We start from the raw sequence: 24,315 nt of genomic DNA, 5'->3' as shown, positions 1-24,315 counted from the left end.
CGCTAGTTCCCGCCCTTCTCGGCCATCACGCGCTTGGTGCGCGCGACCAGGCCGCCGTCGCTGATGATCTCCTGGATGAACGGCGGGAACGGCTGCGCGTGGAAGACGGCGCCGGTGGTCTCGTTCGTGATGGTGCCGGTGTCGGCGTCCACGGAGACGACGTCGCCGTCGGAGATGGCGTCTGCCGCCTCCGGGCACTCGAGGATGGGCAGGCCCATGTTGATCGAGTTGCGGTAGAAGATGCGCGCGAAGCTCTTGGCGATCACGCAGGACACGCCGGCCGCCTTGATGGCCACGGGCGCGTGCTCGCGGCTCGAGCCGCAGCCGAAGTTCTCGTCCGCCACCACGATGTCGCCGGGCCGCACGCGCCCCACGAAGGTCGGGTCGAGATCCTCGAGGCAATGCCTGGCGAGCTCGGTCGGGTCCGAGGTGTTGAGGTAGCGCGCCGGGATGATGACGTCGGTGTCGATGTCGCGTCCGTAACGGAAGACAGTTCCTCTAAACTGCATGGGTTCTCCTCCTCGATACGTGCCCGGGTCATGGGTCATGCCCCGTGCTCAAACAGTTGCTGCGCAAAACTGCGCGCGGGGCATGACCCATGACCCCGCGAAAACGTGCAGGTAAACCAGACGGTAAGAGGAACTGCCTTGCGGACCGCGCCGTCGCGGGACCTCCTCCGCCTGGATGGAAGCGCGAGATGGCCGAGCTTGTTGCCGCGCGCAGTTCTGCAGGCGCGCCCTTTGCGCCAAAGCTGTTTGAGCACGGCGACAAGCTCGGCCACCCAGAGAGGCTACAAATCCGAGGGCAGGGCGATGTGACCGGCGACGGCCGAGGCGGCCGCGACGGCCGGGCTCGCCAGGTAGACCTCCGAGGTGGGGTCGCCCATGCGCCCGACGAAGTTGCGGTTGGTGGTCGAGACGCAGCGCTCCCCCGCCGCGAGGATGCCCATGTAGCCGCCCAGGCACGGGCCGCACGTGGGCGTGGACACCACGCAGTGGGCGTTGATGAAGATGTCCATCAGGCCCTCGTGGACGCACTGCAGCCAGACGCCCTGGGTGGCCGGGATGACGATGCAGCGCACGCCGTCGGCGACGGTGCGGCCGCAGAGCACCTCGGCCGCCGCGCGCATGTCCTCGATGCGGCCGTTGGTGCAGCTGCCGATCACGACCTGGTCGATCTTGATGTGGCGGCTCTCCGCCACGGGGTGGGTGTTGCTCGGCAGGTGCGGCCAGGAGACGCAGGGCTCGATGTCGGCCGCGTCGATGTGGATGACCTGCCTGTAGGCGGCGTCGGCGTCCGGGTGGTACTCCACGTACGCGCGCGTGCTGCGGCGGCTCACGTACTCGCGGCACTTCTCGTCCACCTCGAAGAGGCCCGCCTTGCCGCCCGCCTCGATGGCCATGTTGGCGATGGTGAGACGCCCCTCCACCGAGAGCGCCTCGATCGTGGAGCCGGCGAACTCCATCGCGCAGTAGAGCGCGCCGTCCACGCCGATCTGGCCGATGACGTAGAGGATGACGTCCTTGGCGGAGGCGCCCGCGGGCAGCTCGCCGTCGATGACGATGCGGATGGTCTCGGGCACCTTGAACCAGGCGCGGCCGGTGGCCATGCCCACGCCGGCGTCGGTGGAGCCGACGCCCGTGGAGAAGGCGCCGATGCCGCCGTAGGTGCAGGTGTGTGAGTCGGCGCCGATCACGAGGTCGCCGGGCACGACGATGCCGCGCTCCGGGAGCAGCGCGTGCTCGATGCCCATGCAGCCCTGCTCGAAGTAGTGCTCGATCTCGTACTCGTGGGCGAAGTCGCGCGTGACCTTGGTCTGCTCGGCGCTCTTGATGTCCTTGTTGGGCGCGTAGTGGTCCGGCACGAGGCAGATCCTGGACCGGTCGAAGACGCCGGCGCCGATCTCGCGCACGGTCCTGATGGCGATGGGGGCCGTGATGTCGTTGGCGAGCACGAGGTCGAGGTCGCACTCGACGAGCTGCCCGGGGACGACCTCCTCGAGGCCGGCGTGGGCGGCGAGGATCTTCTCGGCCATGGTCATGGGACGTGCCATGTCTCCTCCTTCTGCGAGGGCGGCGGGTGTGTCGGCTACTTGCCTTCCCGGGAGCGGGTGGTCTGGATCATGCGGTTGATGGCGTTCACGTACGCCTTGGCGCTCGAGACGATGATGTCGTTGTCGGCGCCGCGCCCGGTGTAGACCTTGCCGTCGTCGGCCGTGATGCGGACCGTGACCTCGCCGATGGCGTCGATGCCGCGGGTGACGGCCTTGACGGAGAACTCAGCGAGGTCGCCGTGGACCGCCACGATCTTGTCGATGGCCTGGTAGGCGGCGTCGACGGGGCCGGTGCCGGTCGCCGCGACGACGTGCGCCACGCCCAGCTCGTCGCTGATCGTTGCCGTGGCCGTGGGAATCAGCGGGTCGCCGCAGCTCACCTGGAGCGCGTCGAGGGTGTAGACGGCCGCCACGTCGCGCTGGCGCTCCTGGACCATCGACTCGAGGTCCTCGTCGTAGACCTCCTTCTTCTGGTCCGCGATCTCGAGGAAGCGCTGGTAGACCTCATCGAACTCGGCGTCCTCGAAGGTGTAGCCCAGCTCGCCGAGGCGGTGGCGCAGCGCCGCGTGGCCCGAGCGCGCCGAGAGGATGATCTCGGAGCCCGCCGCGCCCACGTCGGCGGGGTCGATGATCTCGTAGGTGTCGCGCGCCTTGAGGACGCCGTCCTGGTGGATGCCGGAGGAGTGCGCGAAGGCGTTCGCGCCGACGATGGCCTTGTTGGCCTGGACGCTCATGCCCGTGATGCGGCTCACGAGGTGGCTCGCGCGGGTGAGCTCGGTGGTCACGATGTCGGTGTGCGCGTCGAGCTCGCCCCCGTGCATCTTGATGGCCATGACGACCTCCTCGAGCGCGGTGTTTCCGGCGCGCTCGCCCAGGCCGTTGATCGTGCACTCGATCTGGCGGGCGCCGTTCTTGACGCCCTGGAGGGCGAGGGCGGTGGCCATGCCCAGGTCGTTGTGGGTGTGCACGGAGATGATGACGTTCTCGATGCCGATGACGTTATCGCAGAGGCTCTTGATGCGCGCCCCGAAGTCCTCGGGCATGGAGTAGCCGGTGGTGTCGGGGATGTTGACGACGGTGGCGCCGGCGTTGACGGCGGCCTGGATCACGCGGATGAGGAAGTCCTGATCGGAGCGGCCGGCGTCCTCGGCGTAGAACTCGACGTCCTCGACGTAGCGCTTGGCGTACTCGACGCAGTGGATGGTGCGCTCGATGCACTCCTCCTCGGTGATGCGCAGCTTCTCCCTGAGGTGGGAGGGCGAGACGCCGATGCCGGTGTGGATGCGCGGGCGCTTGGCGCAGGCGAGCGCCTCGGCCGCACGGTCGATGTCCTTCTCGACCGCGCGCGTGAGGCCGCAGACCACGCAGTCGTCGCCCGCCAGGCGGCCGATCTCCTGCACGGAGCGAAAGTCCCCGGGCGACGAGATCGGGAAGCCGGCCTCGATGACGTCGACGCCCATGCGGATGAGCTGCTGGGCGATGACGAGCTTCTCCTCGGTGTTCATGGACGCGCCCGGCGACTGCTCGCCGTCGCGCAGCGTGGTGTCAAAGATATGAATCTTCCTGGTCATGGTGGGAGCCTTTCTTCTCGGAGCGCATGCGGACCTCAGGCACGCAACGGAGGCTGCAAGAAAAAGGCCGCGTCCCCATGGGGGGCGACGGCACAGACGCGCGCGCCGGGCGTGTGGACGGGCCTAGCGCGCGCTCGCTAGCGAGAGTAGGTCATGGGCGGCCAGCGACAGGCGACGGCAGGCGAGAAGAGCGGGCGCGGTCGCGCGTCCGTCGACTCGAACGTCTGCAGCCTCGTGCCATGCCATGCTTCCCCCTCGCGCCTCGCGCGCCCCCGACGGGCGCGGCTGATGCGCACTATTGCATAGATGGGACGCTCGCGGGCGGAATGGTATCTGGTCGGAAACAATCCAATCCGCGGGCGGCGGCGCGCTCGCGGCGGACGTCCGATACAATGGCCCCGTCAACGCCGAAGAGGGGAGATCCATGTACAAGCTCATTGCCTGCGACCTCGACGAGACGCTGCTCGACGACCAGGGTCGCGTCCCCGAGCGCGTGCGCGCGGCCATCTCCGAGGCGCGCGGCCTCGGCGTGCGCTTCGTCCCCTCGACGGGCAGGCCCTTCGGCTCCGTCACGCCCACGCTCGAGGAGCTCGGCCTCGCGGGGGCGAGGGACGAGTACGTGCTCTCGTTCAACGGGGGCGTCATCACCGAGAACGCCGACATGAAGCCGCTCACCAGCTGCTCGCTCGACCCCGCGACGGCCGAGCGCCTCTACGAGTTCGGCGTCGAGCGCGGCCTGTGCACCCACGTCTACCTGCTCGACTGCGTCTACGTCCACAACCTCGTGCCCTCCGAGCGCGCCTACCTCGAGAAGCGCATGAGGACCGTCGAGACCCACGACCCCACGCTCGCCTTCGCGCAGGGGCGTCCGGTCGTCAAGATCCTCTACATGAGCCTCGACATGACCGAGCTCGGCGGCATCGAGCGGGAGCTCGCCGACGCGGGGGCCACGCGGGGCCTCGACGTCGTCTACTCCTCCAACCGCTACCTCGAATTCAACGCCCCGGGCGTCAACAAGGGGACGGGCCTGCTCGCGCTCGCCGAGCGCCTCGGGATCGACCGCGCAGACACCATGGCGATCGGAGACAACTCCAACGACGTCCCCATGATCCGGGCGGCGGGACTCGGCGTCGCGGTCGCCAACGCCACCGACGAGGCGAAGGCCGCCGCCGGCTACGTCTGCGCGGACGACAACAACGCCGGCGCCGTCGCCGAGGCGATCGAGCGCTTCGTGCTGGGGCGCTCGTAGCGGCGAGCGCGCACGGCCTTCCCTCCCCCAGTCATCGGTTTTCAGAAACTCAAGCTGCGCCTGCGCGTGAGATTGTGATTACGGGTCGCACGTGGGCGCATGACTTGTTTAAACATATGGTTGATAATATCCTGTAAGCTAAATATTATCTTTTAACCATTTACGGTATCAGTGCTACCGCTGACGGCACCGAGCGATCCGGCGGCTCCCCCCTCCCCTATTATTTCTCGTAGCGTATTTACAGATACCTGAACAGTCGGGGGATGACATGAGTATCTCTGGGTACGCGCAGCTGGCCGCATCGCGTCGAGCGCGCGGGGCGCCGACGCCCGCGCGGCGCTCGCAGGGGCCGCCGCGCGCCACGGACGCGCGCGAGACGCCCACGCGCCGTCGCGAGCCGTGAGGCGCCCCATCCCGACCCACATCACCCATGACCCGTCGGGCGACGCCCGACCCCGGACGTGCGCCGGCCGTGGCCGTCGCGCCCGGGCGTCGCGCGCCGCGACGGCCCAGATTACGGAGGTAACCATGCCCGAAGAGCTCACCAGCAACTACCGCAGCGCCCGCCGCTGGTCGCGCGTCGGCTCCGTCGCGCTCTACGCCGTCTCGGCCCTCGTCGTCGCCCTCGTCCTGGCGCGCACGGTCGGGGGAGTCTCCGCGCATGGGCCCCGAGCGGCGGCAGCCCTGGTCCCGGAGGCCGTGTCCGAGCTCCCCCTCGTCGCCGCGACCGTCCTTCTCGCGGAGTTCCTGCGCCACGTGGGGGGCACGGGCGCCCCCTTCGGGCGCGCGCAGCGGGTGCGCCTCCTCGCCGCGTCCCTCGCGATCGCGGCGAAGAGCGTCCTCGACGTCGCGCTGCCCCTCGTCGCCCGATGGGCGCTCGACGCCGCCGGCCTGCCGACGGCGGACGCGGCGCGACCCTCGGTCGACCCCGTCAACGTGGTGATGATGGTCTTCCTCGTCTGCCTCGCGGTGCTCATTCGATATGGAGCCGCACTCAAGGAGGACTCCGACGCGTTTCTCTAGTATGCTGTGACGTAATATACGCTGTCCCGGAGGTGAATCGTGCCCATCATCATGCGTCTCGATCGTGTCATGGCCGAAAGAAAGATCACGTCCACGGAGCTTGCCAGGCGCGTCGGCACCTCCACGGTCAACCTCTCGAACATCAAGAACGGCCACATCCGCGGCATGCGGTTCTCGACGCTCGAGGCGCTCTGCCAGGTGCTCAACTGCAAGCCCGGCGACCTGATCGACTACCTCACGCCCGAGGAGGCCTCCGCCCAGCGCCAGATCGGCGAGATCCGCGAGCGCAACTACGAGTAGCGCCCCGGCGGAAGCGCTCCGCCGCACGCCCGCAAACGAGCCCGCCGAGGGGTCCGACGTGCCGCCCGGGAACTATGCCCAGGCGGCACGTCCCATGAGGCGGAAGCGCTCGATCATCTCCCCGGTGAGGCTCGTGCGGTCCCCCGTGCGCTCGAGGGGGATCTCCGCGCGGCTGAACCAGCGCGCCTCCTTGAGCTCCGTGCGGTCGAGCGTGATCGCGGGGTCGCCGTCGACCTCGCACCAGAAGCCCACGAGCAGCGTGTCCGTGAAGCTCCACGGCTGGCTCTTGTAGAAGCGCAGGTTCTTCACGGCGAGGCCCACCTCCTCCATGACCTCGCGGCGCACGGTGTCCTCGAGGGGCTCGCCGACCTCGGTGAAGCCGGCGACGAGCGCCCAGAGCGCGGTCGTGCGGCCGGCGTAGCGCGTGAGCACGATGCGCTCGTCGTCACCGTCGCACCAGGTCACCGCACAGATCACGCCGGGGCAGATCTTGGGGTAGACGACGGCGGCGCACTCCGGGCAGACGATCTCGCGGCTGCGCGGCGCGAGCTCGGTGCGGGCGCCGCAGCGGCCGCAGAAGCGGTTGGCGCGGTACCAGCGGTCGAGCTGCGAGCCGGTTGCGACGGCGAAGAGCAGGTGCTGGGGCTCGGCTCGGCGCAGCCAGCTCACCGGCGCGTAGGCGAAGCCCCGCGGGGCGCTCACGGAGTCGTCGAGCGCGAGGAAGAAGCGGCGCTCCCCCAGCGAGAATGCGTAGGTCAGCCGGGCGGGCGGGCGCGGGAGGTCCGCGAGCGTCGGGAGCTCGACCTCCTCGCCGGAGTCGCCCGCGTCGGCGTCGGCGCCGCCCACGTGCGTGACGCGGGCCAGGCAGCCGCCCTGCGCGTAGTGCAGCACGTAGTCGTCGAGCCCGCACTCGTGCGGCTCGAAGCGGTTGTCAAAGACGTGCTCGGGACCGACCTCCTGGATCATGGCTCCCCCTGTCCCCCGTTTCCCTCGCGCGCGTCGCGCGGGCGCGCGGGCCGCGAGCCGAGCTCGCTCACGAGCACCGCGACGAAGATCGTGCCGAAGCCCGCCGCGACCCTCGGCGTCACCGCCTCATGATAGAAGATGACGCTCGACGCGACGGCGAAGACGCTCTCGAGCGAGAGCAGCAGCGACGCCTGGGCGGGCGGCACGTGCGCCTGCCCGAGGTTCTGGACCACCATGCACACGCACGACGAGAGCAGCACCAGGTACGCGAGCGAGAGCCACACGTCCGGGGACGAGAAGACCGCGGGGTCGGGAGGGTCCTCGCAGACGACCGCGGTCACGAGCGCGAGCGCGGCGCTCGTCGCGAGCTGCACCACCGTGAGCGTCATCACGTCGTGCGCCGACGAGAAGCGCGCGACGAGCACGATGTGAACGGCGAACAGGAGCGCCGCCACGAGCGTCAGCCAGTCCCCGCCCGTCATGACGGGCGAGAGGTCGTCCCCGAGCGCCACGAGCCCCACGCCGACGACGGCGAGCAGCGCCGCGGCGACGGAGCCTCCCCCGGGTCGCCGACGGGTGAGCGCCCAGTTGATGAAGGGAACCATCACGCAGTACGTCGCGGTGAGAAAGGCGTTTCTGCCCGGGGTCGTGTCGCTCAGGCCGACGTTCTGCACGACGAAGGCCGCGCCGGACGCGACGCCCAGGACCGCTCCCGCCGCGAGGTGGCTCGCGTCGAGGCTGTCGCGAAGCGCGCGCCGGAAGAGCGCGCCCACGACGAGGGCCGAGACGAGGAAGCGGATGCCCATGAGCCATGCCGGGGGGATGGCGTCGAGCGTGTCCTTCATGACGACGAACGAGCCGCCCCAGATGGCGGCGCACGCCGCGAGGGCGACCTTCCATGCCCACTGCGGCACCGCGTCCGCGTCGCGCCCGCCGCGCGCACCCGACCTGTCCGCCATAAGCGCCCCCGTCCCCCGATGAGCCCGACGCAGCGCGATTATACCAGCCGCCCGGGAACGCCCAGGTGCCTCGCGGGGCGGGCCGCCGCGCCTGAAAAAACGCGCGCCCACAGACCGCGCGCCGGGGCGATTTGCCGTAAACTATAGGGGGTTCGGCCGTCTGGCCGAACGTGGCTCTCGCCGATCTGAGGGGATCGGCTTTCGCGCCGGCACATGGCACCGGCATGAGATTAACGGAGAGGAGCACTACATGCAGTATTCCGCAGAAGTCGAGAATATGTGCCCCGTCGCCAAGGGCGCATATCACGGCCCCGCGCCCATCCCCGAGGAGGGCAAGTGGGTTCAGGCCAAGGAGATCAAGGACATCTCCGGCCTCACGCACGGCGTGGGCTGGTGCGCGCCCCAGCAGGGTGCCTGCAAGCTCACCCTCAACATCAAGGAGGGCGTCATCGAGGAGTGCCTCGTCGAGACCCTCGGCTGCTCGGGCATGACCCACTCCGCGGCCATGGCCTCCGAGATCCTTCCCGGCAAGACCATCCTCGAGGCCCTGAACACCGACCTCGTCTGCGACGCCATCAACGTCGCCATGCGTGAGCTCTTCCTCCAGATCGTCTACGGCCGCAGCCAGACCGCCTTCTCCGAGGACGGCCTGCCCGTCGGCGCCTCCCTCGACGACCTCGGCAAGGGCCTGCGCTCCCAGGTCGGCACCATGTTCGGCACCAAGCTCAAGGGCGCCCGCTACCTCGAGCTCGCCCAGGGCTACGTCACCCGCATGGCGCTCAACGACAAGAACGAGATCGTCGCCTTCGAGTTCCTGAACCTCGGCAAGTTCACCGACGCTCTCAAGAACGGCAAGTCCCCCGAGGACGCCATCGCCGGCGCCATGGGCCACTACGGCCAGTGGGACAACGCCGCCAAGTACATCGACCCGCGCACCGACGAGGAGACCCACACCGTCGCGTCCGTGTTCCCGGTTCACGAGTAGAAAGGGAGGGAAGACCAAATGGCAGTTTCGTTTGAGGGCTATGAGCGCCGCATCGACAAGATCAACAAGGTGCTCGCTGAGAACGGCATCTCCTCCCTCGAGGAGGCCGAGCAGATCTGCCTCGACAAGGGCGTCAACCCGCGCGAGATCGTCGAGGGCGTCCAGTCCATCGCGTTCGAGAACGCCAAGTGGGCCTACGTCTGCGGCTGCGCCATCGCCATCAAGAAGGGCGCCAAGAACGCCTCCGAGGCCGCCGCGCTGATCGGCGAGGGCCTCCAGGCCTTCTGCGTTCCCGGCTCCGTCGCCGAGGACCGCAAGGTCGGCAAGGGCCACGGCGACCTGGGCGCCATGCTCCTCGGTGACGACACCGAGTGCTTCGCGTTCCTGGCCGGCCACGAGTCCTTCGCGGCCGCCGAGGGCGCCATCGGCATCGCGCTCAACGCCAACAAGGCCCGCAAGAAGCCGCTGCGCGTCATCCTGAACGGCCTCGGCAAGGACGCCGCCCAGATCATCGCCCGCATCAACGGCTTCACCTACGTGAAGACCCAGTTCGACTACTTCACGAGCGAGCTCAAGGTCGTCGAGACCATCCCGTACTCCGACGGCCCGCGCGCCGCGGTCAACTGCTACGGCGCTGACGACGTCCGCGAGGGTGTCGCCATCATGTGGCACGAGAACGTGGACATCTCCATCACCGGCAACTCCACCAACCCGACGCGCTTCCAGCACCCGGTTGCCGGCACCTACTTCAAGGAGCGCGTGCTCGCCGGCAAGAAGTACTTCTCCGTTGCCTCCGGCGGCGGCACCGGCCGCACCCTGCACCCGGACAACATGGCCGCCGGCCCCGCCTCCTACGGCATGACCGACACCATGGGCCGCATGCACTCCAGCGCCCAGTTCGCTGGCTCCTCCTCGGTGCCCGCGCACGTCGACATGATGGGCCTCATCGGCATGGGCAACAACCCCATGGTCGGTGCGACCGTCGCCTGCGCCGTCGCCGTCAACGCCGCTCTCAACGAGTAGCGATGATGACAAAGGTGACAGGGTAAACTGTCACGTTACGGGCCGTCACCCCCGGGTGGCGGCCCGTTTTCGTGCCAGCTTGACACTGGCGTCAGGTTATAGCGTCAACTCCCGGCGCACCCCCGCGTCACGTTGTACACGGTTCCCCGCCCGACGCCAGTCTCGCGCTCGATCTCCCGAATCGAGAGCCCCGCGGCGCGAAGCGTGCGCAGCGCGAGGTCCCTCTCCTCTCGCCGCATTCCCTTGACCACGCTCGGCGTCGCGAGACCTGCGTCAGCGAGCGCCGACACGGCGAGCGAGTGCACCTCGTCCGGGCTCCCGCACAGCGTGCGCGGCGCGTAGGGGGCCACCCCGCCGCCCGCATCGCCGCACAGGCGCACGAACCCCTCGACTCCGCCGACCATCTCCAGGACGACCCCGGTGTCGGTGATGCCGTCGACATCGCCCACGTACTCGCCGTAGCTGCTCCACTCGTAATCGCTCGCGGCGCATATGCCCGCCCGCTGGGGATTGAGGTGGACATACCTCACGGCGGCGAGCAGGTAGGCGTCGTCCTCTATGGTGCGACTGTCGAACCGTGCCTGGAACACGTGCCCGACGTGCCGCTCCCGGCGATTGAACCTCCGAGAGTAGGTCGTGAGCGTCTTCTGCATGGTCGCACTCAGCATGGCACGCTCGTCCCGAAGGACGAGGTGCACGTGGTTGTCCATGAGGCACCATGCGATGACCGCGACACCGTCGCCTGCCGCAAACCTCCCGAGCGTTTCGACAAAGGCGCGCCTGTCGCCGTCGTCCTCGAAGATCCTCTGCCTACCGTTGCCGCGCGTAACCACGTGATAGTAGCCCGAGGCCGCCCGGACCCTGCCTCCCGTTGCCATGACTCGACCCCCTTCCTTCCGTTGGGGGCATTCTTCCCAAATATGTTTGGATTGTCAAGGGTTACGTTATGTCTACAATTTTCAGCTTTTGTAGTTTGAATGGTTGATGTCAGCGTCATGTCAGCAGACCGGAGGTTGCACGTAAGGTTGACACTATGACCTGACCCAGTGTCAAGTCGGGGCGACGGCGTGTGATATCGATTTCGGCGAACGGTCTTGTCGCGTCACGTCGATATGGTAGAGTGCCAAGCTGATCGAAATTCACCCACGGAATGGGAGGATTGAAGCATGGAAGCCACCGACCTCGACCTCGCGCGCGCGCTGCTCATCGCCAACAAGGACGCCACCCTCGTGGCGGTCCGCGGAGACGAGATCTACACCTGCACCGACCGCGGCGTGAGGCCGCTGCTGCGCATGATCAGGGAGGGCAGGAGCCTCAGGGGCTTCTCCGTCGCTGACAAGGTCGTGGGCAAGGCCCCGGCGCTGCTCTACGCCGTCCTCGGTCCCGAGGCCGTCTTCTCCCCCGTCATGTCCTGGACCGGCCGCGCCGTCCTGCTGTGCTCCGGCATCGCCACGAGCTACGACACGCTCGTCCGTCACATCCAGAACCGCGCGAAGACCGGCCAGTGCCCCATGGATTCCTCCGTCAGCAACGTGTGGGAGCCCTACGAGGCGGTCGGCGTTCTGAACGACACCGCGGCGCAGATGGGGCTCAGCCTCTAGTCCTGGCCCACATCGCACGTTACACGAGCGGCGGCGAGAAGACGGTTCTTCTCGCCGCCGCTTCGTTGAGCCCATGGCCTGGCTTGACACTATAACCTGACGTCAGTGTCATGAGGTCCAGAGGGCGAGAAGGACGAGGATGATGGCGCCGATGAACGCGACGAAGACCATGCTCACGACGAAGCCGGCCTTCATCGCCCCCAGGGCGAGCCAGACGCGCTCCTTCGTGGTGAGCGCGATCTTGGGGCGCCGGGCCCCGCGGCCCTCGCGCGCCGGCTCGTCGGGCGAGCGGCGCACGGGCTGCCGCCCCATGAGCGACGGCCGCTCCACCGCCGACATGTCGGCGATGACGCGGCCGTCGTCCTCGAGGTCGTCCGTGTGCTTCCTGCGAGCCACGGGTCGCTACTCGTCGTAGAGGTGGCAGGAGACGAAGTGACCCGGCTCCAGCTCCCTCTGCTCGGGCGCGACCTCGCGGCAGCAGTCCTTGGCGAACGGGCAGCGCGTGTGGAACTTGCAGCCCTTGGGCGGGTTCGCCGGCGAGGGGATGGAGCCCTCGAGCACGATGCGGTTCTGCTTGGCCTTGGGGTCCGGGATGGGAATGGCCGAGAAGAGCGCCTTGGTGTAGGGGTGCAGCGGGTTCTTGAAGATGTCGGCGGTGAAGCCGTACTCCACCATGCCGCCGAGGTACATGACGCCCACCGCGTCGGAGATGTGCTCGACGACGGAGAGGTCGTGGCTGATGAAGAGGTAGGTGAGCCCGCGCTTCTCCTGCAGGTCGTGCAGGAGGTTGATGATCTGCGCCTGGATGGACACGTCGAGGGCCGAGACCGGCTCGTCGCAGACGATAAACTCGGGGTTGAGCGCCAGGGCGCGCGCGATGCAGATGCGCTGGCGCTGACCGCCGGAGAACTCGTGCGGGTAGCGCATCTTGTGGTAGGGCTGCAGGCCGCAGTCCTCCATGACCCGGTCGATGTAGTCGTCGAAGCGGTCCTTGGGGACGAGGTTGTGCTCGCGCACGGCCTCGCCGACGATCTCGGAGATCGGCAGGCGCGGGCTGAGGCTCGAGTACGGGTCCTGGAAGATGATCTGCATCTTCGTGCGCATCTCGTGCATCTCCTTGGGGCTCAGGCTGTACACCTCACGCCCGTTGAAGAGCACGTCGCCACCGGTCTTCTCGCCGGCAAGGCGAAGGATCGTGCGTCCCGTGGTCGACTTTCCGCAGCCGGACTCGCCCACGAGGCCCATCGTGTGACCGCGGCGCAGCTTGAACGAAACGCCGTCGACGGCCTTCACGTAGCCCTGGACGCGGTTGAAGATGCCCCCCTTGATGGGGAAGTACTTCTTGAGGTCGTTGACCTCGAGGATGATGTCGTCGGAGGCCGAGGCCTGGGTGGACGCGACGTCCACCGTCGTGTTCGTGGAAGCCATGTTAGTCCTCCCCCATCTGGTTTTCGGTCTCGCCGTTGGCGATCATCTCGTCGAGCACCGCGGCGGTCTCGTTGGCGGCGGCCGCCGTCGCGTTGCCGTAGTAGCGGTAGCAGCTCACCTCGTGCGTGGGAGAGAGGCGCACCATGTGCGGGTACTCGCCGTCGCACGCCTTGACGCAGAGCTCGCAGCGGTCCTTGAAGTAGCAGTAGTTGGGCATGTCGACCGGGTTGGGGACCTTGCCCGGGATGGAGTAGAGGCGCTCCACCTTCTTGCCCACGACGGGCTTGGATGCCATGAGGCCGATGGTGTAGGGGTGGGCGGGGTGGTCGAAGATCTCCTCCGCGGTGCCCTTCTCGACGATGCGGCCGGCGTACATGACCACGACGTAGTCGGCCATCTCGGCCACGACGCCGAGGTCGTGGGTGACGAGGATGATCGAGGAGTTGATCTTCTCCTTGAGGGAGCGGAGAAGGTCGAGGATCTGCGCCTGGATGGTCACGTCGAGGGCGGTGGTGGGCTCGTCGGCGATGATGATGCGCGGGTTGCAGGCCAGCGCGATGGCGATCATGATGCGCTGGCGCATGCCGCCCGAGAGCTCGTGCGGGTACATCCCGTAGACGCCCTCGGAGTTGGCGATGCCCACGGTCTCGATCATCTCGATGGCACGGGCGCGAATCTGCTCGGCGGACCAGTCCTTGCCGTCGTGGAGGGCGATGACCTCCTCGATCTGCTCGCCCACCTTGAAGACCGGGTTGAGGGAGGTCATGGGCTCCTGGAAGATCATCGAGACCTCGGAGCCGCGGATCTTCTGCATGGCCTCCTCGGGGGCCTTGGTCACGTCGATGGCATGGTCGCCCAGGTTGAGGCGAATCGAGCCGCCGGTGACCTGGCCCTGCGGGCGCTGCAGCAGCTGGATGAGCGAGAGGCAGGTGACGGACTTGCCGCACCCCGACTCGCCCACCACGCCCACGGTCTTGCCCACGGGCACGTTGTAGGTCACGCCGTCGACGGACTTGACCACGCCCGTGTCGGTGAAGAAGTAGGTGTGCACGTCATCGAACTCGACGGCGTTGGCCGGGTCGACCATCTCGCACGCGTACTCGGACGCATCGACGTTCTTGCGCTTGCGCAGCTTCTCGTAGCCCTCGGTGATCTTGCGGTTCTCCTTCGAGATCTTCCGGGACTCCCTGGCGGAAAGGTAGCCCGCCTCTTTCTTCTTGTCGGATCCAAACATTGGCTACCCTCCCTATCGGTTCATCTTGGGGTCGAAGGCGTCGCGCAGGCCGTCGCCCACGAAGTTGAAGCCCAGAACCGCGAGCATGAGGCAGATGCCGGCGGGAATCCAGATGAACCAGTAGTTGGTCATGACGAAGGCGTTGTTGACGTCGGAGATGATGTTGCCCCACGAGGCGAACGGGAACTTGACGCCGAGGCCGAGGAACGACAGCGTGGCCTCCATGATGATCGTGGAGCCGAGGCTCATGGTGCAGGACACGATGAGCTGGGGCATGACATTGGGAATGAGGTGGCGAATGATGCGGTGGGGCACCGAGATGCCCGTGGCCTCGGTGGCGAGCATGAACTCCTGCTCGCGCAGCGACAGGATCTGGCCGCGCACGAGGCGCGCGATCGAGGGCCAGGACAGGAAGCCCAGGATGAGCATGAGGTAGATCATGCGGACCCACGGGTCGAGGCGCATGGCGTCCATCGCCGAGCCAAGGATGATGATGATCGGCATCGAGGGCAGGCAATAGAAGATGTCGACGATGCGCATGATCAGGTTGTCGACCCAGCCGCCGAAGTAGCCGGAGATGCCGCCCATGATGACGCCCAGGCCCGCGGCGATGAAGACGACGATGAAGCCGATGATGAGCGACACGCGACCGCCGTACATGAGGCGCGTGAGCATGTCCATGCCGTTGCCGTCGGTGCCGAGCCAGTGCTCGGGCGAGGGGCTCGCGTAGCGGTCGTAGACCATGTTGGAGGTGGTCTCGGTCACGTTGTAGACGCGGCTGTAGGCATCGTAGGTGATGGTGTAGGTGTGCTCGGAGCCGTCGGCGGCGGTGTAGTCGACCTCGGAGGCGTCGACCTCGATGGCGGTGAGCAGCGCGGTGCGCAGGTCGTCGGGAATGGCGGTGTTGCCGTCAGAGGCTGAGATCACGAACGGACTCACCATGGCGACGATGGTGCCGGAGGCGTCCATGACGTTGCCGGAATCGTCGAAGGAGTAGGTCTGGCCGTCGACCGTGAAGGTGTTGCCGGCCGCCTGCGCGTCCGCAGCGTCCGCCGCGGCGTCGCCGCCCTCCTCCACGACGACGGTGCCATCCTCGGTGACCTCGGGGGCGTCGGCCCCGGTGTCCTCGGTGGCGGAGGCGTTCGAGATGGCCGTGATGGCGGCGATCTGGAAGTCGAACGGGAGGGCCTGCGAGCCGGAGGGCACGCTCACCACGTTGGTGGAGGCGTAGGCCACGACCTGGCCGCCCGAGCTGATGACGTAGAGGTCGGACGCGGGGGACTCGATCGTGTACGAGACGCCGTTGCGCTCGAAGGAGGTCGCACCCGAGTTGATGGCGGTGTTCGCACTCGACTGGACGAGCGCGCCGAACTCGGCGCCCGGCGCGGCGTTGTAGCGCAGCGAGGACGTCTCGGTGATTCCGGCGTACTGCGTGTTGAGCTGGGTGGTGGTGCTGAAGGTCTGGTCCTGGCCGTAGGGGCTCACGAGGCCCCCGATGAACGAGAAGACGAACATCGCGACGAGGATCACGAGGCCGACGACCGCGAGACGGTTGCGGAAGAAGCGCTTGGCGATAAGGGCGCCCGGGGAGAGGACCCTCACGCGGCGGTCGTCGTTGAGGGAGTACTCCTGCTCCTCGGCCTGATCGGCGGGCTTGACGTTCTTGTCGTTGCTCATTGGTACACCCGCCTTTCTAGGAGATTCGGACGCGGGGGTCGACCACCGCGTAGAGGATGTCGGTCAGGAGGTTGGAGAGCAGCGTGATGATGGCGATGAAGGTGAGGAAGAACATCGTGTAGGGGATGTCTCCGCCCGTCATGGCCTGGTAGGACGTGTAGCCGGTGCCCGGGATCATGAAGAGGGTCTCGGTGATGAGCGCGCCCGAGAACAGTCCCGGCAGCGAGCCGCCGATGACGGTCACGAGCGGGATCAAGGTGTTGCGGAAGGCGTGCTTGTAGATGACCTTGCTCTCGGGCAGGCCCTTGGTGCGCGCCGTCCTGATGTAGTCCGCGTTGAGCACCTCGAGCATGTTGGTTCGCGTGTAGCGCATGAGCGAGCCGATCTGGATGACCGTCAGCGTGACGACGGGCATGATCATGTGATTGATCATGTCGAGCACCTGGCCGACCGCGTCGAGCTGGGCGAAGTCACGGCCCATGAGGCCGTAGAGGTCGAACCAGCCAAGGCCCACCGAGAAGATCAGCTTGAGCAGCGTGGCGAAGAAGAACGTCGGGAGCGAGATGCCCGCGAGCGCCAGCGCCGAGATGATGTAGTCGGACTTCGAGTACTGGTGGGTGGCGGCGAGGATGCCCAGGGGCACGGCGATCACGGTCGAGAGCACGAAGGCGATGCCGCCCATGGCGAACGAGATGCCGATGGTGTTGGCGAACTCGGTGATGACCGGCACGTTGAACTTCCAGGAGTCTCCGAAGTTGCCGGTCAGGAAGTCACCGAGCCAGGTGACGTAGCCGATGGGCATCGGAAGGTCGAGGCCGTACTGGGCGTTCAGCTGCGCCATCCACTCATCGAAGGACTTGGCGCCCGGAGCCTGGGAGAGCTGCATCGCCATGGTCTCGACGTAGGACTGGGGCAGGGCGCGCATCAGACCGTAGATGATGAAGGTCACGCACAGCAGAATGATGACCGAGATTCCGATGCGCTTGACGATATAGGTTCTCACGTCGCAAACGCTCCTCTCATCTCTTGTCCCGCCTTGGCGGGAGGGCGAAAGACCCCGTTCCTGCGCCGGGGGCGCAGGCTCATGTCCCCCAACACGGAAAGGGAGTCTCTCGAAGCCTACAGGACTGCAAAGGCCCAAGCATACCACGAGGCGCGGCAGCTCTCGCTGCCGCGCCCAACGCGATCTGGTTGGATCAGAGAAAGACTACTTGAGCTCGAGCTTCTCGATCTCGTCCTTCCAGGTGTAGTACGGGGACTGGTCCGGAACGACGGTGTCGATGTTCACGCGCTCGGAGGAGACGAGGGTGCACTCGCTGCGCTGGTAGCACGGCAGCTCGACGCCCCAGTCGAGGATGATGTCCATGGCCTCCTTGTAGATGGTCTTGCGGCTCTCGGTGTCGAGGGTCTGGCGGCCCGCCTCGATGAGCTCGTCGAGGTTGGCGTCGTTGATGCAGTAGTAGTTCGTGGAGCCCTGGCTGTGATAGAGCTGGTACATGTCGGGATCAGCCGTGGACTGCCAGGCGGCGCACCACATCTCGGCCTCGCCGGACTGATAGGAGGCGAAGAGGTCGGAGGCGTTGGCGATGTCGGTCACGATGAAGTCGATGCCGATCTCGGCGAAGGCGTTCTTGGCCTCCTGCAGGATCATGAAGGTCGGGTGGTCGCCCTGGCCGCCGGCGCCGATCTTGCACTCATACTGGAGCTTGGCGCCCGCGGGGGCAGCGGTGACCTTGCCGTCGGCAACGGTGAAGCCCGCGGCCTCGAACCAGGTGAGGGCGCCGGCCTTGCCCGCCTCGATGCGCTCCTCGTCGCTCATGCCGTCGGTGTAGAGCGGGTTGCCGGAGGCGTCCGTGGAGAAGCACACGGCGTAGCCCGGGTCGGTCTCGTTGGGCGAGGCCCAGGAGGAGGTGGAGATCGGGTAGTTGAGGGTGGTGGCGGTGTCGCCGTAGTAGGACCTGATGCCCGAGTCACGGAACGGGGCGATCACGGTGCAGATGGCCTTGCGCAGCGCCTTGGAGGCGTCGGAGGCGGGGTCGCCGCCCACGTTGACCTTGTTGGCGGAGATGGCCATGTAGCCGTAGCCGCGGTAGTCGTGCAGGAAGGTGGAGATGACGTCACCGGTGGTGGAGTCGTTGCCGTTGATCTCCTTGATCTGCTCCTCGACCTCCATGGAGTAGGAGGGCTGGGAGATGTCGAGGGTGCCGGCCTGGACGCCGGTCACCATGTCGGCCTCCTGCGACTCCACGATGTTGAGGTGGGCGGTCTTCGGGGCGCCCTTGTAGTAGTTCTCGTTGGCGCTCATGTGGACGGTGCCGGAGGTGTAGTCGTCGAAGACGTAGGCGCCGGAGCCCATGGGGCTGCCGTTGAGGCCGCGGGCCTTGGAGAGGTCGCCCTTGGTGAAGCCGAACTTGTTGTTCTCGAAGTCGTAGAGCGACTCGTCGCCGTAGTACTTCATGGAGCACGGGTTGATGCCGAGCTGGTAGATCATCGTGGCGTCGACGCTGTTGGTGACGACGGACATGTTGTGGTCGTCGACCCTGACGATGCCCTCGACGTTCGGCGCGGCCTCGCCGGTCTCGACGCCCTGGGTGCCCATGGCATAGACGTCCTCGGGGATGAGGTCGGAGAGGGCGGTGCCGGCGGTCTCGGCCTCGCACGCGGAGAAGTTCCAGTCATAGGCGGCGCCGATGGCCTCGAAGAAGTCGGTGGCGGTGGCGTCGGCGGGCAGGCCCGGATAGGCCCAGCCGGCGGCGGCGGAGGCGACGTCGGTGGCGCCGTTCTCCATCATGTAGTCGACGATCTCCTGGGCAAACTTGGTGCCGCCGTCGTCGACGGCCGCCCAGAAGGCCTCCTGCTGCTCCTGGGTGAAGTAGGTGAAGTCGGTGTTGTCACGGCCGGCGTTGCCGATGAGCGACGCGAGCGTGGACATGCCGGAGCGGTAGGCCGCGAGACCCTTGATGTCGTTGGAGTAGAGGGTGGCGGAGCCATCGTAGGTGGGGTCGAAGTAGGAGTAGAAGGTGAAGATGATGTCGTCCACGGTGACGTCGGAGCCGTCGTGGAACTTGAGGTCGTCGCGCAGCTGGACGTTGTAGTTCACCGTGCCGTCGGCGTTCTCGACCATCTCGATGTTGGCGGGGCCGTTATAGGTGTACTCGGTGCCGTTGTACTCCTTGGTCTCGCCCTCGATGCCGTTGTAGATGGGCTCGGCCATGCGGTCAACCGCGAGCAGCGTGATGTTGTTGAAGCTCACGACGTCCTGGTCGGCGGCGGAGGCGGTGAACAGCGGGCAGAACTTGCCCTCGAGGCCGCTGGTCGAGGCGACGAGCGTCCCCTCGTGGTCAGAGCCGGAGTCGCTCCCCCCGTTGCTGCTGGAGTTGTCGCAGGCAGCAAGGGCCAGCGCACCCATCGTGGCGGCGGAGAGCCCGAGCATCTTCCTTCTGGTAACGAGCATCTTTCCCTACCTTTCCTCCCGTGTAAGTGGGGATGACGGAGACCGCGGCCCGCTCCTCGGCGGGCCATGGCACGTGCGTATGGCAGTTTACGTTCTCGAAACCTTAACGCGACCATGACAGGGGCCGCTTTCACGCACTGGTTACAAACCAGTTTCCTCGATTCCGGCGAACGGTAGCCAATCTTACCGTGAACGGTCAATCTGCCTCAAAAACAACGTCCGTGGCGCACGGCTCGCGTTACAGGCCGCGAACATCTGGAAGGAGGCGGGGCAGGGCGACGCGGGCTGCGCCGCAGCGACATTTCGGTGCCTGGCTCTTCTCGGCGCTTGGTTCTTCTCGGCGCTTGGTTCTTCTCGGTGCTTGGTTCTTCTCGGCCGTTTCGCGAGACAGCCCGCGCGCGCTTTGGAATTCGCGCCCGTATCGCGGGGCCGCGGCGTTCGCATCCTGGATCCGGCACCCCGTCAGCGTCAAGGCCCTCGACCGCTTAGCTTTTCTCGGCCGTTGCAAAATCGACGCGCACCATGCTTATAAAATCCCGCGCGTATGGCCCCCGCTGCCCGGGGCGACCCGACAGCTCCTCCCGCGAGCACGGCACCCGGTCATACGGACGCGGTTTTCTATGCGCACGGGCCCCGCGCGTACAGACGACCTCGGTTTTCTATGCGCCTCGAGTCACCGACCCGATTCCGCACCACAGCTCCAACAACGTTGCTCGCACACGAGCGTGGATTTCTATGCACACGCTGGTCGCTCTGCGCAACGGTCGAGAAAACCTATGTGCGGAACCTGAGGGCGGTGCGCCTTCGGAAACCGGGCGGCGACGCGCCCGGTGAAGACCGCGGGAATGGAGACGCGCCCTCTTGTTGCCGTGACCTGCTCGCCCGCGCAGACCCCTCGGCCACCCGACGGGAGAAAACGGACCCGGCCCGACGGGCCCGGGTCACGCGCGCCACTCGTCCTCGAGGATGGCCATGAGGACGTCGTCGCAGTAGCTGCCGTCGGGCAGGAGGATCGCGTCGCGCAGGACCCCCTCGCGCCTGAAGCCCGCCTTCGCATAGACGTGCTCGGCCCGCGGGTTGATGGAGAACACGTCGAGCTCGAGGCGGTGGAGCCCGAGCTCGCCGAAGGCGTAGTCGCGCGTGAGGGCCGTGGCCCACGACCCCAGGCCGCGGCCCCGGGCGGCGGAGCCGAACAGCGCGATGCGGAAGTTGGCCGAGCGCGCGGCCCAGTCGACCTCGTTGATCACGCTCTCGCCCAGGACCTCCCCCTCGGGGGAGACGATCAGCAGGTCGCGACGGTCCGGGTCGTCCACGCACCGCAGGAAGAACGACGTGACCTCGTCCTTCTCGTAATGGTCCCTGCTGCCCGTGAGCAGCGCCCCCTCCGGGTCGAACCGCTCGAAGCCCACCCAGTAGGCCTCCGCGTCCTCGGCGCGCGCCAGCCTGAGCACGCAGCCGTCCTCGCGCTCCCAGCGCACCTGCTCCTTTGCCATGATGGAACTCCGTCTCGGACTAGCAGGGCTCCCAGGTGGTGGCGAGGCAGGCGCGGCGCAGCGCGACGAGCGCCGCGGCGGCCACGACCTCGCACGAGAGGAACGCGAGGTCGGCGGGGGCGGGCGCGGTGGCCGAGGTCGCCAGCAGCACGACCTCCCCCACCGCCGCCACGAGCCCCAGCGCGAGGGCGGCGACGCAGCGCCGCGGCAGCGCGCCGACCGTCTCGTCTCGCACGTAGACGCGCACGCGCTCGCCGGCGGCGGAGAGCCGGCCCATCCCCCAGAGCACCCACACCATGGTCACGAACTGCAGCATGTAGGGCACCACCACGTAGGGGCAGCCGGAGAGGCCCTCCGGGTTGGCGAGCGATGCCGCGACCACCGCCGCCGTGGCGACGCCGCACGCCGCCCAGAGCGTCGCGAGCAGCCTGCGGCGGTCGTGACCGTCCGCCAGCCGCACGTGGTCGCCCAGGTAGGCCATCTTGCCGCTCTCGTCGCGCCCGAAGTCGCTCAGGCGCTCGCGCTCCTTCTTGCGCACGTTCTTCTCGCCGCCCTTTAGTGCAAAAGTGCCTGTCCCTTTTGCACGTTTTGCACGCTACTCGATGCCGGTCAGGTCGTAGGAGTCGAGCCACGCCGCGGCGCGCTCGCAGATCTGCTTGAGGCAGCCCTCGTCGAAGGGCGACGTCATGCCCGCGTGGGCGAGCAGGTCGGTGAAGGCGCGCGTGCCGCCCTGACGCGTGTACGCCATGTAGTGGTCCCACGCGCCGGCGAAGTCCTCCTGCGACATGACCCAGAACTCGAGGGCCACCGTCTGGGCGAGGCAGTAGTCGATGTAGTAGAACGGGCTCTCGTAGATGTGGTGCTGGCGCTGCCAGCCCTCGCCGTCGGCGTAGAAGGGGATGTCGCCGTCGAGGCGCATCCAGGGCATGTAGATGCCGAGCAGGCGCCTCCAGGTGGCGTGGCGCTCGGCGGGCGTCATCTCGGGGTGCTCGTAGACCTCGTGCTGGAAGTGGTCGACCATCGTCCCGTACGGGATGAAGGTGATGGCACCGGCCAGGTGCGCGTAGCGGTACTTGCGCGCGTCGTCGCCGAAGAACTCCTCGGCCCAGGGCCACGCCATGAACTCCATCGACATCGAGTGCACCTCGCACGCCTCGGAGGTGGGCATGGCGAGCGTCACGGGCACCTTGTCGGTGTTCATGTAGTAGGAGAAGGCGTGACCGGCCTCGTGGGTGACCACCTCGACGTCGCCCTGCGTCCCGTTGAAGTTGGCAAAGATGAAGGGCACGTCGTAGTCGGGGATCATGGTCATGTAGCCGCCGCCGGCCTTGCCCTCGGTGGAGAGCACGTCCATGAGGCCGCGGTCGAGCATCATGTCGAAGAAGGCGCCGGTCTCGGGTGAGAGCGCGCGGTAGAAGGTGCGCCCGGCCTCGAGCACGTCGTCGGCGGTGCCGCGCGGTACGGGGTTGCCCGAGCGGAAGGTGAGCGTCTCGTCGGCGAAGGAGAGCGGGTACTCGACGCCCAGGCGCTCGGCCTGCGCGCGGAAGATCCTGTCGGCGAGCGGGACCACGTGGGCGACCACCGCCTCGCGGAAGCGCTCGACGTCGGCGCGGTCGTAGGAGAGCCGGCCCATGCGGTCGTAGCCCAGCGCGATGAAGTCGTCGTGCCCGAGCTTCTTGCCCATCGCGTCACGCACGCGCACGAGCTCGTCGTAGATGCGGTCGAGGTCGGCCTGGTGCTCCTTGTACCACGCGCCCTCGGCCTTCCAGGCGGCAAGGCGCTCGGCGTCGTCGGCGGAGCGCTTGTACGGGGTGAGCTGCGAGAGCGTGTAGGTGCCCCCCTCGAAGGGGATCTGCGCAGACGCGATGAGCTTCACGTACTCCTGCGCGAGCGCGTTCTCGCGCTTCATGTCGTCGACGATCGCCGGGGAGAGGGTGCGACGCTCCTGCTCGGCCTGCGCGAAGACGAGGTCGCCGTACTTCTCGGCGAGCTGGCTGCGGAAGGGCGTGGCGAGGAGTGCCGCCGAGAAGGCGTCGGAAGCCTGGCTGAGCTCGGGCTGGGCGTCGTCCCAGAAGGAGGACTCGGCGTCGTAGAACTCGTCGCGCGTGTCGATGGTGTGACGGATGTAGACGAGCTCCGCCGCGGTCTGGACGTGGCGGTCCAGCTGGTCCTTCTCGACGAAGGCGGCGTCCGCCTCCTCGGGGGTCGCCGCCGCGGCGAGGCGGTCGGCGAGCTCGGCGTAGCGGGCCTTGGTCGCCTCGAGGTCCGGGCGCTCGTAGGGCATGTCCTTGAACTTCACGGGCTCCGTCATGCGTGTTTCCTCTCGTCGTCCCGCGGCGCCGCAGGGCGCGGCGCGCGGGGAAGTTCGGCTATGATTCGAGAAGGTATTGTACCCGTCAGAGGAGACTTCATGCCTGGCTACGTTCTCAGCTGCTGCTCCACCGCGGACGTCACGCGCGACTGGCTCGAGTCGCGCAAGATCGCCTACCTCTACTTCAACTACTACCTCGACGGCAAGGTCTGCAAGGACGACTTCGGCGCCACCAACTCCCCCGCGGAGCTCTACGCCAAGATGCTCGCGGGTGCCGACGCCAAGACCTCCCAGATCAGCGCCGGCGACTACATCGCGCACTTCGAGAAGTACCTCGCGCAGGGGCTCGACGTGGTGCACCTGACGCTCTCCTCCGGCATCTCGGGCACCTACAACTCCGCCTGCGCCGCGCGCGACCAGCTCGCCGAGAAGTACCCCGAGCGGCGAGTCTACGTGGTGGACTCGCTCGCGGCGTCCTCGGGCTACGGGCTGCTCATGGACCGGCTCGCCGAGCTGCGCGACGCCGGCATGGGCGCGGCCGAGCTCGCAGCCTGGGCCGAGGAGCACAAGGGCGAGGTCCAGCACTGGTTCTTCTCGTCCGACCTGACGTTCTTCATCCGCGGCGGGCGCATCTCCAAGGCTGCCGGCCTCGTGGGCGGCATGCTCAAGATCTGCCCCGTGATGGACGTGGCGCCGGACGGCTCGCTCGCGGTGAAGGAGAAGATCCGCACCAAGGCCAAGGCGGAGAAGCGCGTGGTCGAGAAGATGGAGGAGCTCGCCGAGGGAGGGCTCGACTACTCCGGCAAGTGCTACATCAGCCAGTCCGAGTGCCTGGAGGACGCCCGCGAGGTCGCGGCGCTCGTCGAGCAGCGCTTCCCCAAGCTGGACGGCAAGGTTGAGATCTTCCCCATCGGCGCCACGATCGGCGTGCACACCGGCCCCGGCACCGTGGCCCTGTTCTTCTGGGGCAAGAAGCGCGTCTAGCACG

At 67.4% G+C, this 24,315-nt stretch carries 22 protein-coding genes; 7 read left to right on the top strand and 15 right to left on the bottom strand.

Annotation, left to right across the window (positions count from 1 at the left end; genetic code table 11):
• Positions 1–2: 2 nt before the first annotated feature.
• From BQ7106_RS09755 to BQ7106_RS09745, 3 genes are all read right to left on the bottom strand, one after another.
• On the bottom strand, positions 3–509 hold the full coding sequence (locus BQ7106_RS09755) for a 3-isopropylmalate dehydratase small subunit (RefSeq protein WP_072374901.1): 507 nt from the start codon (positions 507–509) through the stop codon (positions 3–5).
• A 281-nt stretch (positions 510–790) separates the two neighbouring features.
• Positions 791–2,053: a 3-isopropylmalate dehydratase large subunit gene (gene leuC, locus BQ7106_RS09750; protein ID WP_205407694.1), complete on the bottom strand. Its 1,263-nt coding sequence runs from the start codon at positions 2,051–2,053 to the stop codon at positions 791–793.
• 35 nt (positions 2,054–2,088) lie between these two features.
• Positions 2,089–3,624: a 2-isopropylmalate synthase gene (locus BQ7106_RS09745; RefSeq protein ID WP_072374898.1), complete on the bottom strand. Its 1,536-nt coding sequence runs from the start codon at positions 3,622–3,624 to the stop codon at positions 2,089–2,091.
• A gap of 424 nt (positions 3,625–4,048) precedes the next feature.
• On the opposite strand from BQ7106_RS09745, the gene BQ7106_RS09740 reads away from it, so the two are divergent.
• The 3 genes from BQ7106_RS09740 to BQ7106_RS09730 all read left to right on the top strand — a co-directional run bounded on the left by BQ7106_RS09740 (position 4,049) and on the right by BQ7106_RS09730 (position 6,196).
• Positions 4,049–4,873, top strand: coding sequence for a Cof-type HAD-IIB family hydrolase (locus BQ7106_RS09740; RefSeq protein WP_072374896.1), 825 nt, complete (start codon positions 4,049–4,051; stop codon positions 4,871–4,873).
• A 528-nt stretch (positions 4,874–5,401) separates the two neighbouring features.
• Positions 5,402–5,896: a hypothetical protein gene (locus BQ7106_RS09735; RefSeq protein ID WP_072374893.1), complete on the top strand. Its 495-nt coding sequence runs from the start codon at positions 5,402–5,404 to the stop codon at positions 5,894–5,896.
• Between the two features lie 39 nt (positions 5,897–5,935).
• Complete coding sequence (locus BQ7106_RS09730; RefSeq protein ID WP_072374890.1) at positions 5,936–6,196, top strand: helix-turn-helix domain-containing protein; 261 nt, start codon at positions 5,936–5,938, stop codon at positions 6,194–6,196.
• A 72-nt stretch (positions 6,197–6,268) separates the two neighbouring features.
• Here the strand turns inward: BQ7106_RS09730 and nudC are convergent, their stop codons facing one another.
• Together nudC and BQ7106_RS09720 are read right to left on the bottom strand one after the other, a co-directional pair.
• Entirely contained in the window at positions 6,269–7,162 is an 894-nt protein-coding gene (gene nudC / locus BQ7106_RS09725) for an NAD(+) diphosphatase (protein WP_072374887.1), read from the bottom strand.
• Complete coding sequence (locus BQ7106_RS09720) at positions 7,159–8,121, bottom strand: DMT family transporter (protein ID WP_072374884.1); 963 nt, start codon at positions 8,119–8,121, stop codon at positions 7,159–7,161. Before BQ7106_RS09720 ends, nudC begins: the two co-directional genes overlap by 4 nt.
• A 250-nt stretch (positions 8,122–8,371) precedes the next feature.
• Here BQ7106_RS09720 and BQ7106_RS09715 point away from each other — a divergent pair, with 250 nt between their 5' ends.
• Together BQ7106_RS09715 and BQ7106_RS09710 are read left to right on the top strand one after the other, a co-directional pair.
• Positions 8,372–9,106 (top strand): iron-sulfur cluster assembly scaffold protein, encoded by a 735-nt coding sequence (locus BQ7106_RS09715; RefSeq protein ID WP_072374881.1) that lies wholly within the window; start codon positions 8,372–8,374, stop codon positions 9,104–9,106.
• 18 nt (positions 9,107–9,124) lie between these two features.
• Positions 9,125–10,129 (top strand): GGGtGRT protein, encoded by a 1,005-nt coding sequence (locus BQ7106_RS09710; protein ID WP_072374877.1) that lies wholly within the window; start codon positions 9,125–9,127, stop codon positions 10,127–10,129.
• 104 nt (positions 10,130–10,233) lie between these two features.
• Here BQ7106_RS09710 and BQ7106_RS09705 read toward each other — a convergent pair whose 3' ends face one another.
• The gene (locus tag BQ7106_RS09705; protein ID WP_072374874.1) at positions 10,234–11,007 is read right to left on the bottom strand and encodes a transposase; all 774 of its coding nucleotides are present in this window, start codon (positions 11,005–11,007) and stop codon (positions 10,234–10,236) included.
• Positions 11,008–11,295: 288 nt separating this feature from the next.
• Between BQ7106_RS09705 and BQ7106_RS09700 the strand changes: the two genes are divergently transcribed.
• Positions 11,296–11,730 (top strand): DUF1893 domain-containing protein, encoded by a 435-nt coding sequence (locus BQ7106_RS09700; RefSeq protein ID WP_072374871.1) that lies wholly within the window; start codon positions 11,296–11,298, stop codon positions 11,728–11,730.
• A 108-nt stretch (positions 11,731–11,838) separates the two neighbouring features.
• Here the strand turns inward: BQ7106_RS09700 and BQ7106_RS09695 are convergent, their stop codons facing one another.
• The 9 genes from BQ7106_RS09695 to BQ7106_RS09655 all read right to left on the bottom strand — a co-directional run bounded on the left by BQ7106_RS09695 (position 11,839) and on the right by BQ7106_RS09655 (position 23,327).
• Positions 11,839–12,126 carry a hypothetical protein gene (locus BQ7106_RS09695; RefSeq protein ID WP_072374868.1) on the bottom strand — a complete coding sequence of 96 codons (288 nt, stop codon included), beginning with the start codon at positions 12,124–12,126 and terminating at the stop codon, positions 11,839–11,841.
• A gap of 6 nt (positions 12,127–12,132) precedes the next feature.
• Entirely contained in the window at positions 12,133–13,158 is a 1,026-nt protein-coding gene (locus BQ7106_RS09690) for an ABC transporter ATP-binding protein (RefSeq protein ID WP_072374865.1), read from the bottom strand.
• A gap of 1 nt (position 13,159) precedes the next feature.
• Entirely contained in the window at positions 13,160–14,392 is a 1,233-nt protein-coding gene (locus BQ7106_RS09685) for an ABC transporter ATP-binding protein (protein ID WP_072374862.1), read from the bottom strand.
• A 12-nt stretch (positions 14,393–14,404) separates the two neighbouring features.
• Positions 14,405–16,069, bottom strand: coding sequence for an ABC transporter permease (locus BQ7106_RS09680; RefSeq protein WP_072374858.1), 1,665 nt, complete (start codon positions 16,067–16,069; stop codon positions 14,405–14,407).
• A gap of 16 nt (positions 16,070–16,085) precedes the next feature.
• Complete coding sequence (locus BQ7106_RS09675) at positions 16,086–17,072, bottom strand: ABC transporter permease (RefSeq protein WP_072374855.1); 987 nt, start codon at positions 17,070–17,072, stop codon at positions 16,086–16,088.
• Between the two features lie 204 nt (positions 17,073–17,276).
• On the bottom strand, positions 17,277–19,523 hold the full coding sequence (locus BQ7106_RS09670; protein WP_072374852.1) for an ABC transporter substrate-binding protein: 2,247 nt from the start codon (positions 19,521–19,523) through the stop codon (positions 17,277–17,279).
• Positions 19,524–20,464: 941 nt separating this feature from the next.
• Complete coding sequence (locus BQ7106_RS09665) at positions 20,465–21,016, bottom strand: GNAT family N-acetyltransferase (RefSeq protein WP_072374849.1); 552 nt, start codon at positions 21,014–21,016, stop codon at positions 20,465–20,467.
• A gap of 19 nt (positions 21,017–21,035) precedes the next feature.
• Positions 21,036–21,554: a hypothetical protein gene (locus tag BQ7106_RS09660; RefSeq protein ID WP_072374846.1), complete on the bottom strand. Its 519-nt coding sequence runs from the start codon at positions 21,552–21,554 to the stop codon at positions 21,036–21,038.
• Positions 21,555–21,611: 57 nt separating this feature from the next.
• Positions 21,612–23,327, bottom strand: coding sequence for a M3 family oligoendopeptidase (locus BQ7106_RS09655; protein ID WP_205407693.1), 1,716 nt, complete (start codon positions 23,325–23,327; stop codon positions 21,612–21,614).
• Positions 23,328–23,426: 99 nt separating this feature from the next.
• Here BQ7106_RS09655 and BQ7106_RS09650 point away from each other — a divergent pair, with 99 nt between their 5' ends.
• On the top strand, positions 23,427–24,311 hold the full coding sequence (locus BQ7106_RS09650; protein ID WP_205407692.1) for a DegV family protein: 885 nt from the start codon (positions 23,427–23,429) through the stop codon (positions 24,309–24,311).
• Positions 24,312–24,315: the final 4 nt, after the last annotated feature.

This window comes from Thermophilibacter mediterraneus (genome assembly GCF_900119385.1).
Lineage (GTDB): Bacteria > Actinomycetota > Coriobacteriia > Coriobacteriales > Atopobiaceae > Thermophilibacter > Thermophilibacter mediterraneus.
This window is presented reverse-complemented; position numbering and strand designations above follow the sequence as displayed.